Source organism: Streptomyces sp. NRRL S-1813, from assembly GCF_000719605.1.
In the GTDB taxonomy this organism is placed as follows: Bacteria; Actinomycetota; Actinomycetes; order Streptomycetales; family Streptomycetaceae; genus Streptomyces; species Streptomyces decoyicus.
Genome location: NZ_JOHB01000016.1, coordinates 134,385 through 151,042, shown reverse-complemented (window position 1 = coordinate 151,042; position 16,658 = coordinate 134,385). Strand labels below are relative to the sequence as shown.

The following is a 16,658-nucleotide window of genomic DNA, read 5'->3' as shown; positions in this document are numbered from 1 at the left end:
GGGGAGGGGGCGGGGGTGGGTTCGGGGGTGGGGGCGTTGGGCGGCGCGATGCCCCCGTGACCAAGCCCCGACGGCTCACACCCCCCACTCGCCCGTGCCGGCGGCCACCCCGGCCGGGTCGGAGCCGCTCAGCACCTCCCGGAACCGGCGCACCGCCTCCAGAACATCCGCAAACCGGGTCGACAGCGGTCCGGGGGAGAGGCGCACCCGGTCCGGGGGAAGGTGGTCCACGAACAGGCCCGCCCCGGCGAGCGCCGCCACCAGCTCCCCGGCCCGTGGATGCCGGTAGGTGACATGGGCGCCGCGCCGCTCCGGGTCGGCGGGCCCGGCGGGACGCAGCCCGTACGGCTCCAGCACGGCCCCGGCCAGCTCCGTCAGGAACCCGGTCAGTGCCCGGCTCTTGGCCCGTACCGCGGCCATCCCCGCCTCGGCCAGCAGGTCCAGCGCGGGCTCCGCGGCGGCCAGCGACAGTGCGGGCGGGGTGCCGGTCAAGAAGCGCCGGACGGTCGGATCGGGGTCGTACGGCACGGACCCGGCGAGCTGTTCGCGATGCCCGTACCAGCCGTGCACCGGCTGCACGGCGTACGGCTGAAGATCCCGCCGTACGTACAGCAGCGCCGGGCAGCCGGGCCCCGCCATCAGATGCTTGTACGTCGCGGCGACCGCCATATCGGCCCCGGTGGCGGCCAGTTGGAGGTCCACCGCACCCACCGCATGACTGAGGTCCCACAGCACCAGCGCCCCTTGGGCGTGCGCGATCCCGTGCACCTCGGCCATGTCGAGCAGCGCCCCGGAGCGGTGCGAGACCAGCGAGAGCACGACCACCGCGACATCCTCGTCCACTGCCGCCCGCAGCGTCTCCATGTCGAGGCCGGTCTCCGGGTGGGTGTGCACGGTGCGCAGCGCCCGCTCGTGCTCGGCGGCGACCCCGGCCACGACGTAGCGGTCGGTGGGGGAGTTGTCGTCGTCCACCACCACGGTCCGCCGCCCGCGGCGTGCGTCCAGCGCGGCGACCGTGAGCTTGTAGAGGTTGACGCTGGTGCAGTCGGCGGCGACCACCTCGCCCGGCCGGGCGCCGAGCACGGTCCCGGCCATCCGGTCGCCGATTCGCTGCGGCAGGTCCCGCCACGGCGCACGGCCCTGGGCGAGCCGGTCGCCCCAGTCGCCGCGCACCACCCGGTCCAGCAGCTCCGGGGCGGCGGCGGGCAGCCGGCCCAGTGAGCTGCTGTCGAGGAACAGCCGGCCGTCCGGTACCGGGGCGAAACGGCCGAGGAACGGCGCCAGCGGGTCCCGTGCGTCCAGCCGCCGGGCCCGCCGGGCGGCCTTGCGCAGGGCGGCCTGCCCGCCCTCCGGGGCCGTCACGGCAGCTCCCGGCAGGTCACCGGCCCGGGGGAGAGCGGTGGACATCGGCCCGGCGCGGTGGAGCCGCCCCCAGGGCGGTGCCGGCGCCCGGCCCGCAGCCGATGGTCCGCGCACCTGGCGCGCGCTCTCCCGTCCGGCGCGGGGACGCGTTCTGAAGTCACCCGGACAGCGTTGCCGAGCCGGGCCGCAGACGGCACTCACTTCCGCGTCATTCCGGCGAGCGTCCACAAGATCGACTACCGGAATTGACGGTATTTGCGCCGCGTCTGCGCGCCGCCAGGCGCCCCATCCCGGTGGTCCGTGCGGCTCATTGACGGCCTGTCACATCGTTGACGTGCCGTCCCGGCGGGGCCTGGCCGGAAGCGCTCCTGCTGCGGGATCGCTTCCACGGGACCGCGCCGGTCTGCTACGTCGCACGTCGTTGCACGGATGACCACCGACGTCCACATCCGCCCGCCCGCAGCCGACCACAGCCGCCCGCTGCCGTCCGCAGGGGGACGCAGCACGTATCGCCCGCCCCCCGGAGTCCGGCCACAAGGAGCGTCACCCGCTTCCGTCTCCCGCGTCCCGGCCGCCGTCTCCCGCGTCCCGGCCGCCGGGCCCCGCGGACCGGCGCCGCCGGCCGCGGGGCGGGGGTGGTCCGGGCACGGTGATTGTCGGTCGCGGTCAGTAGGGTGGTGTGCATGGCAGACCCCAGCAGCTATCGACCCAAGCCGGGACAGATCCCCGACTCGCCGGGGGTCTATAAGTTCCGCGACGAACACGGCCGGGTCATCTACGTCGGCAAGGCCAAGAGCCTGCGCCAGCGCCTGGCCAACTACTTCCAGGACCTGGCCGGCCTCCATCCGCGGACGCGCACGATGGTCACCACCGCCGCCTCCGTGGAGTGGACCGTCGTCTCCACCGAGGTCGAGGCGCTCCAGCTCGAATACAGCTGGATCAAGGAGTTCGACCCGCGTTTCAACGTCAAGTACCGCGACGACAAGAGCTATCCGTACCTCGCGGTGACCCTCAACGAGGAGTTCCCCCGCGTCCAGGTCATGCGCGGCGCCAAGAAGAAGGGCGTGCGCTACTTCGGTCCGTACGGCCACGCCTGGGCCATCCGCGAGACCGTCGACCTGATGCTGCGCGTCTTCCCGGTACGGACGTGCTCCGCCGGTGTCTTCAAGCGCTCCGCCCAGATCGGCCGCCCCTGTCTGCTCGGCTACATCGGCAAGTGCTCGGCCCCCTGTGTCGGGCGGATCTCCCCCGAGGAGCACCGCGAACTCGCCGAGGAATTCTGCGACTTCATGGCCGGCCGCACCGGCGCCCACATCCGCCGCCTGGAGCGCGGGATGCAGGAGGCCGCCGAGGAGCTGGAGTACGAGCGCGCCGCCCGGCTGCGGGACGACATAGGGGCGCTCAAGCGGGCCATGGAGAAGAGCGCCGTGGTGCTGGCCGACGCCACCGACGCCGATCTGATCGCGGTCGCCGAGGACGAACTCGAAGCCGCCGTCCAGATCTTCCACGTCCGCGGCGGCCGGGTGCGCGGCCAGCGCGGCTGGGTGACGGACAAGGTCGAGGCCGTCACCACCAGCGGCCTCGTCGAGCACGCCCTCCAGCAGCTGTACGGCGAGGAGCGGGGCGACGCCGTCCCCAAGGAGGTCCTGGTCCCGGCGCTGCCCGAGCCCGTCGAGCCGGTCGCGCAGTGGCTCTCCGAGCGCCGCGGCTCCCAGGTCTCGCTGCGCATCCCGCAGCGTGGCGACAAGAAGGACCTGATGGCCACGGTCGGCCGCAACGCCCAGCAGGCGCTGGGCCTGCACAAGACCAAGCGTGCCTCCGACCTGACCACCCGCTCCCGCGCCCTGGAGGAGATCGCCGGGGCCCTCGGCCTGGATGCGGTGCCGTTGCGCATCGAGTGCTTCGACATCTCCCACCTCCAGGGCGATGACGTCGTCGCCTCGATGGTGGTGTTCGAGGACGGTCTCGCCCGGAAGAGCGAATACCGCCGCTTCCAGATCAAGAGCTTCCAGGGCCAGGACGATGTCCGGTCCATGCACGAGGTCATCGGCCGCCGCTTCAAGCGCTATCTCCAGGAGAAGCAGAAGTCCGGCGAGTGGACGGAGGAGCCGGCCGACGACGCCCGCGTGGACGACAACGGCGCCACGGCCACCACCGTCACCGCGAGCACGGACGACCTGGAGCCGGACCCGATGGCCGGCCGCCCGACCGACGAGGACGGCCGCCCCAAGCGGTTCGCCTACCCGCCCCAGCTCGTGGTCGTCGACGGCGGCGCCCCGCAGGTCGCGGCCGCCCGCCGGGCCCTGGACGAGCTCGGTATCGACGATGTCGCCGTCTGCGGCCTGGCCAAGCGCCTCGAAGAGGTATGGCTCCCGGAGGAGGACGACCCGGTCGTGCTGCCGCGCAGCAGCGAGGGCCTCTACCTCCTCCAGCGCGTCCGCGACGAGGCACACCGCTTCGCCATCGCCTACCAGCGCAGCAAGCGCACCAAGCGGCTGAAGTCCTCGCCGCTCGATGCCGTCGCCGGGCTGGGCGACACCCGCCGCCAGGCACTGCTCAAGCACTTCGGCTCGTTGAAGAAGCTGCGGGCCGCGACGGTCGACGAAATCTGCGAGGTCCCGGGCGTCGGCCGCAAGACCGCGGAGACGGTCGCCGCGGCCCTGGCCGGGGCGGCACCGTCCGCCCCCGCGGTGAACACCGCCACAGGAGAGATCATTGAGGATGACGGGGTCCCACCGGCCGCGTTGTCGGCAGAACGGGGGCAGGAACGATGAGCACACCGCATGAAGCGCAGAAAACCGAGAGAGACGGTGCACAGGTGAGTACGGGCACGACCGACAACGGCGAGAGCGCCGCGATCCCCGAGTTGGTGATCATCTCCGGGATGTCCGGCGCGGGCCGCAGCACCGCCGCGAAGTGCCTGGAGGACCTCGGCTGGTTCGTGGTCGACAACATCCCGCCCGAGCTGATCGCGCCGATGGTCGAGCTCGGCGCCCGCTCGCAGGGCAATGTGGCCCGGATCGCGGTCGTCGTCGACGTCCGCGGCCGCCGTTTCTTCGCCAACCTCAAGGAATCGCTGGCCACCCTCGACGCGCAGAACGTCAAGCGCCGCATCGTCTTCCTGGAGTCCTCCGACGAGGCCCTGGTGCGCCGCTTCGAGTCCGTGCGCCGTCCGCACCCCCTCCAGGGCGACGGCCGGATCGTCGACGGCATCGCCGCCGAGCGCGACCTGCTGCGTGAGCTGCGCGGCGACGCCGACCTGGTCATCGACACCTCCAGCCTCAACGTCCACGAACTGCGCGCCAAGATGGATGCCCAGTTCGCTGGCGAAGAGGTACCCGAGCTGCGCGCCACGGTCATGTCCTTCGGCTTCAAGTACGGCCTGCCGGTCGACGCCGACATGGTCATCGACTGCCGCTTCATCCCCAACCCGCACTGGGTCCCCGAGCTGCGCCCCTTCACGGGTCTCAACGACGAGGTCTCCAGCTACGTCTTCAGCCAGCCCGGCTCCAAGGAGTTCCTGGACGGCTATGCCGAGCTGCTGCGGATCGTCGCCGAGGGCTACCGCCGTGAGGGCAAGCGTTATGTGACCATCGCGGTGGGCTGTACGGGCGGCAAGCACCGCAGCGTCGCGATGTCCGAGAAGCTGGCCCGGCGCCTGGTCTCCGAGGGAGTGGAAACCGTCGTCGTCCACCGGGACATGGGGCGCGAGTGAGCGCGCGTGCACCACGGCTGCGCAGGGTCCGGCGATTTGTCCCCAGCGGCCGTATGACGAAGGGGGCCACCCCCAAGGTGGTGGCCCTGGGCGGGGGCATGGGCCTGTCCGCCTCGCTGACCGCGCTGCGCCGCATCACCGGTGACCTGACCGCCGTGGTCACGGTCGCCGACGACGGCGGCTCCAGCGGCCGCCTCCGCGACGAGCTGGGCGTCCTGCCGCCCGGCGATCTGCGCAAGGCGCTGGCCGCGCTGTGCGGCGACGACGAATGGGGCCAGACCTGGTCCCAGGTGATCCAGCACCGCTTCCAGAGCGAGGGCGAGCTGCACGACCACGCGGTCGGCAATCTGCTGATCGTCGCGCTGTGGGAGCAGCTCGGCGACCACGTCCAGGCGCTCGACCTGGTCGGCAAGCTGCTCGGCGCGCACGGCCGGGTGCTGCCCATGTCGGCGGTGCCCCTGGAGCTCCAGGCCCAGGTCAAGGGCCATGAACCGGACCGTCCTGACGCGATCACCACGGTTCGCGGCCAGGCCACCGTTGCGCTCACCCGCGGTGAGGTGCAGTCCGTCCATGTGGTGCCGAAGGAGCCGCCGGCCGTCCCCGAGGCGGTCGCCGCGGTGCGGGACGCCGACTGGGTGGTGCTCGGCCCGGGCTCCTGGTTCTCCTCCGTGATCCCGCATCTTCTGGTGCCGGAGCTGCGCGAGGCGCTGGAGGAGACCAAGGCCCGAAAAGTCCTTTCGCTCAACCTTGCGCCCCAACCGGGCGAAACCGATGGCTTCTCCCCGCAGCGTCATTTGGAGGTTTTGGCCCGACACGCCCCTAAACTCGCCTTCGACGTGGTGCTGGCCGACAAGGCCGCCGTGCCCGACATCGAAGGTCTGACGGTTGCCGCCAAGCAGCTGGTCGGCAGCGAGGTCGAGCTGGCGGCGGTCGCCGCACAAGGAGACGACACCCGGTCCAGCACCGGGCAAGCCCCCGACCGGCACGACCCGGAGCTGCTGGCAGCCGCGTACGACCGTATTTTTCGGATGCATGGAAGGATCGGCCCATGGCGATGACGGCAGCGGTGAAGGATGAAATCTCCCGGCTCCCCGTCACCCGGACCTGCTGCCGGAAGTCGGAGGTCTCGTCGATCCTGCGGTTCGCGGGCGGTCTGCACCTGGTCAGCGGACGCATCGTGATCGAGGCGGAGCTGGATACGGGCATCGCGGCCCGGCGGCTGCGCAAGGACATCCTGGAGATCTTCGGGCACAGCTCCGACCTGGTGGTGATGGCCCCCGGCGGCCTGCGGCGCGGCAGCCGCTACGTCGTACGGGTCGTGGCCGGCGGCGACCAGCTGGCGCGCCAGACCGGCCTGGTGGACGGCCGCGGCCGCCCCATCCGCGGTCTGCCCCCGCAGGTGGTCTCCGGCGCGACCTGCGACGCCGAGGCGGCCTGGCGCGGGGCCTTCCTGGCCCACGGCTCGCTGACCGAACCCGGCCGCTCCTCGTCGCTGGAGGTCACCTGCCCCGGGCCCGAGGCGGCACTCGCACTGGTCGGCGCCGCCCGCCGGCTCGGCATCGGCGCGAAGGCCCGCGAGGTGCGCGGCGTGGACCGCGTCGTCGTCCGGGACGGTGACGCGATCGGCGCGCTGCTGACGCGGCTCGGCGCCCATGAGTCGGTGCTCGCGTGGGAGGAGCGGCGGATGCGCCGCGAGGTCCGCGCCACCGCCAACCGCCTCGCCAACTTCGACGACGCCAACCTCCGCCGCTCGGCACGCGCCGCGGTCGCCGCGGGCGCCCGGGTCCAGCGGGCCCTGGAGATCCTGGGCGAGGAGGTCCCCGAGCACCTTGCGGCGGCCGGCCGTCTGCGCATGGAGCACAAGCAGGCGTCCCTGGAGGAGCTGGGTGCCCTCGCCGACCCGCCGCTGACCAAGGACGCCGTCGCCGGCCGGATCCGCCGGCTGCTGGCGATGGCCGACAAGCGCGCCCAGGACCTCGGCATCCCCGGCACCGAGTCCACCCTCACCGAGGAACTCGCCGAGGGCATGGTCGGCTGAACGGGAGCCGGTCCTTCGCCGTCTTGCGCCCCCGGCGCCCGCACCGGGCGCCGGGGGCGCCGCCGTATGCGGACGTGGTGACGGGGGTGCGCAGGAGCGGGCGTCAGAGGGGCTGAAGGGCGCTCACTTGAGCACCTTTGGAGGCCGATGTCAATGTCACGTACGTCTCTTACAGGGGGTAGGGTCGGAGGCGGTCGGGGACATCCCATACAGCTCGCCGGTAACTGCGCCGGCGTACCAACGAGGAGATCGGTTCGTGACGATCCGCGTAGGCATCAACGGATTCGGCCGCATTGGTCGTAACTACTTCCGCGCGCTCCTGGAGCAGGGCGCGGACATCGAGATCGTCGGTGTCAACGACCTGACCGACAACGCCACCCTGGTCCACCTGCTGAAGTACGACACCATTCTGGGTCGCCTCAAGCAGGACGTCAGCCACACCGACGACACCATCACGGTCGGCAACCAGACCTTCAAGACGATGGCCGAGCGCGACCCGGCGAAGCTCCCCTGGGCCGAGCTCGGCGCCGACATCGTCATCGAGTCGACCGGCATCTTCACCAAGAAGGCCGACGCCGAGAAGCACCTCGCGGCCGGCGCCAAGAAGGTCCTGATCTCCGCGCCCGCCAAGGACGAGGACATCACGATCGTGATGGGCGTCAACCAGGACAAGTACGACGCCGCCAAGCACAACGTCATCTCCAACGCCTCCTGCACCACCAACTGTGTGGCGCCGATGGCGAAGGTTCTCGACGAGAACTTCGGCATCGTCAAGGGCATGATGACCACGGTCCACGCGTACACCAACGACCAGCGCATCCTGGACTTCCCGCACAGCGACCTGCGCCGCGCCCGCGCCGCCGCGGAGAACATCATCCCGACCTCGACGGGTGCCGCCAAGGCCACCGCCCTGGTCCTCCCGCAGCTCAAGGGCAAGCTGGACGGCATCGCGATGCGCGTGCCCGTCCCCACCGGCTCGGTCACCGACCTGGTGCTGGAGCTCGACCGCGAGGTCACCAAGGACGAGATCAACACCGCCTTCCAGAAGGCCGCCGAGGGTCAGCTCAAGGGCATCCTCGAGTACACCGAGGACCCGATCGTCTCCTCGGACATCGTGAACTTCCCGGCCTCCTGCACCTTCGACTCCCAGCTGACCATGTCGCAGGGCAAGCAGGTCAAGGTCGTCGGCTGGTACGACAACGAGTGGGGCTACTCCAACCGCCTGGTGGACCTGACCACCTTCGTCGGCGGCCAGCTCTGATCTCTGGTTGACACCCGAGACACCGAGATGTGGGGACGGGGCTCGTGCGACGCGATGAGGCGTCGTACGGGCCCCGTTCCGCGACCGACCGACCCATGTGATGGAGTCACTCCTCATGAAGACGATCGACGACCTCCAGGTAGCCGGTAAGCGGGTCTTCGTCCGCGCCGACCTGAACGTGCCGCTGGACGGCACCACCATCACCGACGACGGCCGGATCCGCGCCGTCGCCCCGACGATCGCCAAGCTCGTCGAGCGCGGCGCCAAGGTGATCGTCGCCTCCCACCTGGGCCGCCCCAAGGGAGCCCCGGACCCGGCCTTCTCGCTGGCCCCCGCGGCCGAGCGGCTGGGTGAAATCCTCGGTCAGGCCGTGGCGTTCGCCACCGACACGGTCGGCGAGTCCGCCCGCTCGGTGACCGCGGGCCTGGTCGACGGCCAGGTGGCCGTGCTGGAGAACCTTCGCTTCAACCCGGGCGAGACCAGCAAGGACGACGCCGAGCGCGGTGCCTTCGCCGACCAGCTCGCCGCCCTCGCCGACCTCTACGTGGGCGACGGCTTCGGTGCGGTGCACCGCAAGCACGCCTCCGTGTACGACCTGCCCGCGCGCCTTCCGCACGCCGCCGGTGATCTGATCGCCACCGAGGTCCGGGTCCTGAAGAAGCTCACCGACGACGTCAAGCGCCCGTACGTCGTCGCGCTCGGCGGCGCCAAGGTCTCCGACAAGCTGGCCGTCATCGACCAGCTGCTGGAGAAGGCCGACCGCATCCTGGTCGGCGGCGGTATGGCGTACACCTTCCTCAAGGCCAAGGGCCACGAGGTCGGTATCTCGCTGCTCCAGGAGGACCAGGTCCCGGCCTGCCAGGAGTACCTGGCACGGGCCGAGAAGCGCGGCGTGGAGTTCGTGCTCCCCGTCGACGTACTGGTTTCGGCCCAGTTCCCCGACCTGAAGACCAAGGCCCCGGCCCACCCCGACGTCGTCGCCTCGGACGCCATCCCGGCCGACCAGGAGGGCCTGGACATCGGCCCGAAGACCCGCGAGCTCTACGCCGCGAAGTGCGCCGACGCGGGCACGGTCTTCTGGAACGGCCCGATGGGCGTCTTCGAGCACCCCGACTACGCCGACGGCACCAAGGCCGTCGCGCAGGGCCTGCTGGACTCGGACGCCTTCACCGTCGTCGGTGGCGGTGACTCGGCCGCCGCCGTACGTCTGCTGGGCTTCGACGAGAACGCATTCGGCCACATCTCGACCGGTGGTGGCGCCAGCCTCGAATACCTCGAGGGCAAGACGCTCCCCGGCCTCGCCGCACTGGAGGACTGAACAACGTGACCGCTCTGAACAACGGCCGCACCCCGCTGATGGCGGGCAACTGGAAGATGAACCTCAACCACCTCGAGGCCATCGCCCACGTCCAGAAGCTCGCCTTCGCCCTTGCCGACAAGGACTTCGACGCCGTAGAGGTCGCGGTCCTGCCGCCCTTCACTGACCTGCGGTCGGTGCAGACGCTGGTCGACGGCGACAAGCTCAAGATCAAGTACGGCGCCCAGGACATCTCCGCGCACGACTCCGGTGCCTACACCGGTGAGATCTCCGGCGCGATGCTCTCCAAGCTCAAGTGCGCCTTCGTGGCCGTCGGCCACAGCGAGCGCCGCCAGTACCACGGCGAGAACGAAGAGATCTGCAACGCCAAGGTCAAGGCCGCGTTCAAGCACGGCCTCACCCCGATCCTGTGCGTCGGTGAGGGCCTGGACGTCCGCAAGGCCGGCAACCAGGTCGCGCACACCCTCGCCCAGGTCGACGGCGGTCTGGCGGACGTCCCGGCCGAGCAGGCCGAGACCATCGTGATCGCCTACGAGCCGGTGTGGGCCATCGGCACCGGCGAGGTCGCCACCCCCGAGGACGCGCAGGAGGTCTGCGGTGCCATCCGCGGCCGCCTCGCCGAGCTCTACAGCCAGGAGCTGGCCGACAAGGTCCGCATCCAGTACGGCGGCTCGGTCAAGTCCGGCAATGTCGCCGCGATCATGGCGCAGCCCGATGTCGACGGCGCGCTGATCGGTGGCGCGGCCCTCGACTCGGAAGAGTTTGTGAAGATCGTCCGCTTCCGCGACCAGTAGCAGCTATGACGAGGGGGAGCCCTCGTCGTACCCTGTCGGGGCCGGGACCGGTGCAGCAGCGCCGCCCCCGGCCCCGCAGCGTTTGTTGCGGATATCGTGATCCATACGTCCGTCCGTCAGTCCTAGAGAGTTGGTCCAGCCGTGGTCATCGGGTTCTCGATCGCCCTCATCGTCTTCAGCCTGCTGCTGATGATGCTGGTGCTCATGCACAAGGGGAAGGGCGGCGGCCTGTCCGACATGTTCGGTGGCGGTATGCAGTCCTCGGTCGGTGGCTCCTCGGTCGCCGAGCGCAACCTCGACCGCATCACCATCGTGATCGGTCTGCTGTGGTTCGCCTGCATTGTCGTGCTCGGCATCCTGATGAAGCTCGGCAGCTGACACAGCGTCGGAGGAGCGGCTTATCATCAGGGTGGCGTCCTCGGACGGGTAACTCCAGCCACTGGACGCGCGTTGGGCCTTACGTAGACTGGGGCGTTCCGCAGCGCAGCTGCTGCGAGAGGCTGTGCAGCACCATTACGCAGGGAGTTACGACCGTGGCAAGTGGCAACGCGATCCGAGGAAGTCGGGTCGGGGCGGGGCCGATGGGGGAGGCCGAGCGCGGCGAGTCCGCGCCGCGCATCCGCATCTCCTTCTGGTGCTCCAACGGGCACGAGACGCAGCCCAGCTTCGCCGGCGATGCGCAGGTTCCCGACACCTGGGACTGCCCGCGCTGTGGTTTCCCGGCAGGCAAGGACCGGGACAGCCCGCCGGACCCGCCGCGCACCGAGCCGTACAAGACCCACCTCGCCTACGTCCGGGAGCGCCGCAGCGACGCCGACGGTGAGGCGATCCTCGCGGAGGCGCTCGCCAAGCTCCGCGGCGAGATCTGACGGACCAGCACACACACCGGCCGGCCCGGCCGGAGGGACACACTGCCCTCCGGCCGGGCCGGCCGCGTAGGTGCCGCCGATACCTGTTCTTCAGGCCCCCGACAGCGTCCCGTCCGACGGCGGACAGATACCTCGTACCGCGCGCTGATCAATTAGGTTGGGAGATGGCGGGGCCGGTACGAGATGAAGAAGGCTGATGTCCGAGATGAACGCAGAAGGCCGCAGCAGGCTCGATCAGATGCCTGAGTGGACCGCGCTGAGCAAGCACCGGGAGCAGCTGGCGCAGGTGCATCTGCGCGAGCTCTTCGAGCGGGACCCGGCGCGCGCCGAGCGCTACACCCTCCAGGTCGGTGATCTGCACCTGGACTACTCCAAGCACCTGGTCACCGACGAGACGCTGGAGCTGCTGCGCGACCTGGCCGCGGCGACGGGTGTGGCGGAGCTGCGGGACGCGATGTTCCGCGGGGAGAAGATCAACGTCACCGAGCAGCGCTCCGTGCTGCACGTCGCGCTGCGCGCCCCCGCCTCCGAGGTCATCGAGAGCGACGGCGAGAACGTCGTCCCCGGAGTGCACCACGTCCTGACGAGGATGGGCACCTTCTGCGACCGGATCCGCTCCGGCGACTGGAAGGGCCACACCGGCAAGCGCATCAAGACCGTCGTCAACATCGGTATCGGCGGCTCGGACCTGGGTCCGGCGATGGCGTACGAGGCGCTGCGCGCCTTCACCCACCGGGACATGCAGTTCCGCTTTGTCTCCAATGTGGACGGCGCCGATCTGCACGAGGCGGTACGCGATCTGGACCCGGCCGAGACGCTGTTCATCGTCGCCTCGAAGACCTTCACCACCATCGAGACGATCACCAACGCCACCTCGGCCCGCGACTGGCTGCTGACCGGTCTGGGCGCCGGGACCGAAGCCGTCGCCAAGCACTTCGTGGCGGTGTCGACCAACGCCGGGAAGGTCGCGGAGTTCGGCATCGACACGGACAACATGTTCGAGTTCTGGGACTGGGTCGGCGGCCGTTACTCCTACGACTCCGCCATCGGCTTGTCCCTGATGGTGGCAATCGGCCCGGAGCGCTTCCGCGAGATGCTGGCCGGCTTCCACCTCGTCGACGAGCACTTCCGCAGCGCCCCGCCGCAGGAGAACGTCCCGCTGCTGCTGGGACTGCTCGGCATCTGGTACGGCAACTTCTGGGACGCCCAGTCGCATGCCGTGCTGCCCTACAGCCACTACTTCTCCAAGTTCACCGCCTACCTCCAGCAGCTGGACATGGAGTCCGACGGCAAGTCCGTCGACCGCGAGGGCAACCGGGTCGACTGGCAGACCGGCCCCGTCGTCTGGGGCACACCCGGCACGAACGGCCAGCACGCGTACTACCAGTTGCTCCACCAGGGCACGAAGATGATCCCGGCCGACTTCATCGGCTTCGCCCGGCCGGTCGCCGATCTCCAGCCGGGCCTGGTCGCCCAGCACGACCTGCTGATGGCCAATCTGTTCGCCCAGGGCCAGGCGCTGGCGTTCGGCAAGACGCCCGATGAGGTGCGCGCCGAGGGCGTGGCCGAGGAACTGGTGCCGCACAAGACGTTCCCGGGCAACCGACCCAACACCACCATCCTGGCCAAGGAGCTCAGCCCGTCCGTGCTGGGCCAGTTGGTCGCGCTCTACGAGCACAAGGTGTTCGTCCAGGGCGCGGTGTGGAACATCGACTCCTTCGACCAGTGGGGCGTGGAGCTGGGCAAGGTCCTCGCCAAGCGCGTCGAACCGGCCCTGACGGAGGGCGCCGAGGTGCCGGGCCTCGACGCCTCCACGTCCGGCCTGGTCGCCAAGTACCGGGAGCTGCGCGGGCGTTGATCCCCCGGATCGCCGCAGGGCGACCACGGTGACGCCGAAGGCCCCGCACCCTCGAGGGTGCGGGGCCTTCGGCATGGCTCGGTGCGGCGGTCAGGCCGACGCCGGCGGGTAGAGGTCGCGCGGCAGCTGGGCCGCCGCTGCCTCGTCCAGCAGCCACAGGGTCCGGCTGCGGCCCCGTGCGCCGGCCGCCGGGGCCTGGACCTCTCCGGCGCCGGAGAGGGCCATGGCCGCGGCGTTGGCCTTGTCCTCGCCGGCCGCCAGCAGCCACACCTCCCGTGCCGCGCGGATCGCGGGCAGGGTCAGTGAGGTGCGGATGGGCGGCGGCTTCGGTGCGCCGTGCACCCCCACCACCGTCCGCTCCTGCTCGTAGACGGCAGGCAGCTCCGGGAAGAGCGAGGCGACATGGGTGTCCGGTCCGACACCCACCAGCAGCACGTCGAAGGACGGCACCGGGCCGTGGTCCTCGGGGCCCGCGGCGGCGGCCAGTTCGGCCGCGTACGCCTCGGCGGCGGCGTCGGCGTCATTGCCGTACGGGCCGTCCGACGGCGGCATGGGGTGCACCCGGGCCGGGTTCAGCGGGACGCTGTCCAGCAGCACCTCCCTGGCCTGGGTGTAGTTGCGCTCCGGATCGCCGTCCGGCAGGAACCGCTCGTCGCCCCACCACAGGTCGAGCCGCGACCAGTCCACCGCGTCCCGGGCGGGCGCCTCGGCGAGGGCCGCGAGCAGCCCGTTGCCGTTGCGCCCGCCCGTCAGGACCACGGAGGCGAAGCCGCGGGCGGCCTGGGCGTCCACGACCTTCGTGATCAGCCGGGCCGCCGCGGCCTTGGCCATCAGCTCCTTGTCGCGGTGGACGACCACCTGCGGAGCGCTCACTTGGCGGCCGCCTTCTTTGCGGCCTTCTTCGCCGCGGGCTTCTCCGGGGCGCTCTCGCCGGCCGCCGGCTCGCCGGAGCCCGGGTTCCCGGAGCCCGGGTTCCCGCTCTTGCCGTCACCGATCCGGTCCACGCCGTACTTCAGCGACTGGGCGTAGATCTCGTCCGGGTCGAGCCGGCGCAGCTCCTCGGCGAGCAGCTCGGCGGTGTCCCGCCGCTTGAGCGCCACCGCACGGTCCGGCTGGGCCGGCATCGAGAGCGTGGCCAGCGAACCGTCCGGGCGGTCCAGCACGATCGCGCCGTTGCCGGACTCCATCCGTGCGGCCGTCAGACCGGGGCCGTCGGAGACCTTGCGGGTGACCGGGATCTTCAGCCTGTCGGCCAGCCACATGGCGAGCAGCTCGCAGCTGGGGTTGAACTCCTCGCCGGTCACCTCGGCCGAGGTGACCGTGCACGGGGCCTGGTCGAGCGCCGCCGCCAGCATCGAGCGCCAGGGCGTGATGCGGGTCCAGGACAGGTCCGTGTCGCCCGGCGTGTAGGTGTCGGCGCGTGCGGACAGCTCCTGGATGGGCTGCTCGGCGGCGTAGGCGTCGGTGACCCGGCGCTGGGCCAGCGCGCCCAGCGGATCCTTGGCCGGGTCCAGCGGGGCGTTCACCGCCCACCAGACCACGACCGGGGCGTCCGGCAGCAGCAGCGGCAGCACCACCGACTGGGCGTGGTCGATCACATCGCCGTACAGCCGGAGTACCACCGTCTCGCCGGTGCCGGCTTCCGTGCCGAGCCGCACCTCGGCGTCGAGGCGGGCCTTGGCGCGGTCGCGCGGCGACCGGCTGACCCGCTTGATGACGACGAGAGTGCGCGACGGGTGCTCACGGGACGCGTCGTTGGCCGCCCGCAGCGCGTCGTAGGCGTTCTCCTCGTCGGTGACGATGACGAGGGTGAGCACCATGCCGATGGCCGGGGTGCCGATGGCGCGGCGGCCCTGGACCAGTGCCTTGTTGATCTTGCTGGACGTGGTTTCCGTCAAATCGATCTTCATGGCCGACGCCAGCTCCGTCCGTCTCGTGCGAGCATTTCGTCCGCCTCGGTGGGGCCCCACGTGCCCGCCGGGTACTGCGCGGGCCTGCCGTGCTTGTCCCAGTACTCCTCGATCGGGTCGAGGATCCGCCAGGACTGCTCCACCTCCTCCACGCGCGGGAAGAGGTTGGCGTCGCCGAGCAGCACATCGAGGATCAGCCGCTCGTAGGCCTCGGGGCTGGACTCCGTGAAGGACTCGCCGTAGGCGAAGTCCATCGACACGTCCCGCACCTCCATCGAGGTGCCCGGCACCTTGGAGCCGAACCTGACGGTCACGCCCTCGTCCGGCTGCACCCGGATGACCAGGGCGTTCTGCCCCAGTTCCTCGGTGGCGGTGCGGTCGAAGGGGGAGTGCGGGGCGCGCTGGAAGATCACCGCGATCTCGGTGACGCGGCGGCCGAGGCGCTTGCCGGTGCGCAGGTAGAACGGGACGCCCGCCCAGCGGCGGTTGTCGATCGACAGCTTGATCGCGGCATAGGTGTCGGTCTTCGACTTGGGGTCGATGCCGTCTTCCTGGAGGTAGCCGACGGCCTTCTCGCCGCCCTGCCAGCCCTCCGTGTACTGCGCGCGGACCGTCTCCCTGCCGGGATCCTTGGGCAGCCGGACCGCGCCCAGCACCTTGGTCTTCTCCGCGACCAGCGAATCCGCCTCGAAGGAGGAGGGCTCCTCCATCGTGGTCAGCGCGAGCAGCTGGAGGAGGTGGTTCTGGATGACGTCCCGGGCGGCGCCGATGCCGTCGTAGTAGCCGGCCCGGCCGCCGATGCCGATGTCCTCGGCCATCGTGATCTGGACATGGTCGACATAGCTGCGGTTCCACAGCGGCTCGAACATCGTGTTGGCGAAACGCAGCGCCAGGATGTTCTGGACCGTCTCCTTGCCCAGGTAGTGGTCGATCCGGAAGACCTCGTGGGGCGGGAAGACCTCGTGGACGATCCGGTTGAGCTCCTTGGCGCTCTCCAGGTTGTGCCCGAACGGCTTCTCGATGACCGCGCGCCGCCAGGAGCCCTCCTTCTGGTCGGCCAGCCCGTGCTTCTTCAGCTGCTGGACGACCTGGGGGAAGAACTTCGGCGGTACGGACAGGTAGAAGGCGAAGTTGCCGTTGGTGCCCTGGGCCTTGTCGAGCTCGTTTATCGTCTCCTTGAGCGTCTCGAAGGCCTCGTCGTCGTCGAAGTTGCCCTGGACGAAGCGGCAGCCCTGGACGAGCTGCTGCCAGACCTCCTCGCGGAACGGCGTACGCGAGTGTTCCTTGACAGCCGTGTACACCTCCTGCGCGAAGTCCTCGTGTTCCCACTCCCGGCGGGCGAACCCGACGAGCGAGAAACCCGGCGGAAGCAGACCGCGGTTGGCCAGGTCGTAGACGGCAGGCATCAGCTTTTTACGGGACAAATCGCCCGTGACGCCAAAGATCACCAGGCCCGACGGCCCCGCGATACGCGGGAGCCGTCGGTCCAGGGCGTCACGAAGCGGGTTGGCTCCGTGTGCATCAGACAAGGGA

The 16,658-nt window shown here is 70.6% G+C and carries 14 protein-coding genes; 10 read left to right on the top strand and 4 right to left on the bottom strand.

Features of this window, described 5'->3' with window-relative positions; genetic code table 11:
- Window positions 1-75 precede the first annotated feature (75 nt).
- Window positions 76-1,362, bottom strand: a complete 1,287-nt coding sequence (locus tag IF67_RS0122960) for an aminotransferase class V-fold PLP-dependent enzyme (protein ID WP_199812769.1) — start codon at window positions 1,360-1,362, stop codon at window positions 76-78.
- Window positions 1,363-2,045: 683 nt separating this feature from the next.
- On the opposite strand from IF67_RS0122960, the gene uvrC reads away from it, so the two are divergent.
- The 10 genes from uvrC to pgi all read left to right on the top strand — a co-directional run bounded on the left by uvrC (window position 2,046) and on the right by pgi (window position 13,215).
- Window positions 2,046-4,136, top strand: coding sequence for an excinuclease ABC subunit UvrC (uvrC, locus tag IF67_RS0122955; RefSeq protein ID WP_030988545.1), 2,091 nt, complete (start codon window positions 2,046-2,048; stop codon window positions 4,134-4,136).
- Entirely contained in the window at window positions 4,133-5,077 is a 945-nt protein-coding gene (gene rapZ / locus IF67_RS0122950; RefSeq protein WP_051818455.1) for an RNase adapter RapZ, read from the top strand. The genes uvrC and rapZ overlap by 4 nt, the downstream gene beginning before the upstream one ends.
- A gap of 53 nt (window positions 5,078-5,130) precedes the next feature.
- Window positions 5,131-6,135: a gluconeogenesis factor YvcK family protein gene (locus IF67_RS0122945; protein WP_420708705.1), complete on the top strand. Its 1,005-nt coding sequence runs from the start codon at window positions 5,131-5,133 to the stop codon at window positions 6,133-6,135.
- On the top strand, window positions 6,126-7,115 hold the full coding sequence (whiA, locus tag IF67_RS0122940) for a DNA-binding protein WhiA (protein ID WP_030988539.1): 990 nt from the start codon (window positions 6,126-6,128) through the stop codon (window positions 7,113-7,115). Before IF67_RS0122945 ends, whiA begins: the two co-directional genes overlap by 10 nt.
- Window positions 7,116-7,371: 256 nt before the next feature.
- Window positions 7,372-8,376 carry a type I glyceraldehyde-3-phosphate dehydrogenase gene (gap, locus tag IF67_RS0122935; RefSeq protein WP_030988537.1) on the top strand — a complete coding sequence of 335 codons (1,005 nt, stop codon included), beginning with the start codon at window positions 7,372-7,374 and terminating at the stop codon, window positions 8,374-8,376.
- A 115-nt stretch (window positions 8,377-8,491) separates the two neighbouring features.
- Entirely contained in the window at window positions 8,492-9,694 is a 1,203-nt protein-coding gene (locus IF67_RS0122930) for a phosphoglycerate kinase (protein WP_030988535.1), read from the top strand.
- Between the two features lie 38 nt (window positions 9,695-9,732).
- The gene (gene tpiA / locus IF67_RS0122925; protein ID WP_030988532.1) at window positions 9,733-10,488 is read left to right on the top strand and encodes a triose-phosphate isomerase; all 756 of its coding nucleotides are present in this window, start codon (window positions 9,733-9,735) and stop codon (window positions 10,486-10,488) included.
- A 141-nt stretch (window positions 10,489-10,629) separates the two neighbouring features.
- Window positions 10,630-10,866, top strand: a complete 237-nt coding sequence (gene secG / locus IF67_RS0122920) for a preprotein translocase subunit SecG (RefSeq protein ID WP_030086299.1) — start codon at window positions 10,630-10,632, stop codon at window positions 10,864-10,866.
- A gap of 155 nt (window positions 10,867-11,021) precedes the next feature.
- Complete coding sequence (locus IF67_RS0122915) at window positions 11,022-11,357, top strand: RNA polymerase-binding protein RbpA (RefSeq protein ID WP_016578660.1); 336 nt, start codon at window positions 11,022-11,024, stop codon at window positions 11,355-11,357.
- 205 nt (window positions 11,358-11,562) lie between these two features.
- Complete coding sequence (pgi, locus tag IF67_RS0122910) at window positions 11,563-13,215, top strand: glucose-6-phosphate isomerase (protein ID WP_030988529.1); 1,653 nt, start codon at window positions 11,563-11,565, stop codon at window positions 13,213-13,215.
- Between the two features lie 90 nt (window positions 13,216-13,305).
- Here pgi and pgl read toward each other — a convergent pair whose 3' ends face one another.
- The 3 genes from pgl to zwf are packed head-to-tail and all read right to left on the bottom strand — an operon-like array spanning window position 13,306 to window position 16,654.
- Window positions 13,306-14,088 carry a 6-phosphogluconolactonase gene (pgl, locus tag IF67_RS0122905; protein WP_030988527.1) on the bottom strand — a complete coding sequence of 261 codons (783 nt, stop codon included), beginning with the start codon at window positions 14,086-14,088 and terminating at the stop codon, window positions 13,306-13,308.
- A complete protein-coding gene (gene opcA, locus IF67_RS0122900) occupies window positions 14,085-15,125 on the bottom strand; it encodes a glucose-6-phosphate dehydrogenase assembly protein OpcA (protein ID WP_030988525.1) in 1,041 nt (346 codons plus the stop codon). The genes pgl and opcA overlap by 4 nt, the downstream gene beginning before the upstream one ends.
- Window positions 15,122-16,654 (bottom strand): glucose-6-phosphate dehydrogenase, encoded by a 1,533-nt coding sequence (gene zwf / locus IF67_RS0122895; protein ID WP_030988523.1) that lies wholly within the window; start codon window positions 16,652-16,654, stop codon window positions 15,122-15,124. The genes opcA and zwf overlap by 4 nt, the downstream gene beginning before the upstream one ends.
- Window positions 16,655-16,658: the final 4 nt, after the last annotated feature.

Excerpts from the sequence above, each read along its gene's own strand:
- uvrC (WP_030988545.1), top strand. The coding sequence starts at position 2,046 with ATGGCAGACCCCAGCAGCTATCGACCCAAGCCGGGACAGATCCCCGAC.
- rapZ (WP_051818455.1), top strand. The coding sequence starts at position 4,133 with ATGAGCACACCGCATGAAGCGCAGAAAACCGAGAGAGACGGTGCACAG.
- IF67_RS0122945 (WP_420708705.1), top strand. The coding sequence starts at position 5,131 with ATGACGAAGGGGGCCACCCCCAAGGTGGTGGCCCTGGGCGGGGGCATG.
- whiA (WP_030988539.1), top strand. The coding sequence starts at position 6,126 with ATGGCGATGACGGCAGCGGTGAAGGATGAAATCTCCCGGCTCCCCGTC.
- IF67_RS0122930 (WP_030988535.1), top strand. The coding sequence starts at position 8,492 with ATGAAGACGATCGACGACCTCCAGGTAGCCGGTAAGCGGGTCTTCGTC.
- tpiA (WP_030988532.1), top strand. The coding sequence starts at position 9,733 with ATGGCGGGCAACTGGAAGATGAACCTCAACCACCTCGAGGCCATCGCC.
- pgi (WP_030988529.1), top strand. The coding sequence starts at position 11,563 with ATGAACGCAGAAGGCCGCAGCAGGCTCGATCAGATGCCTGAGTGGACC.
- opcA (WP_030988525.1), bottom strand. The coding sequence starts at position 15,125 with ATGAAGATCGATTTGACGGAAACCACGTCCAGCAAGATCAACAAGGCA.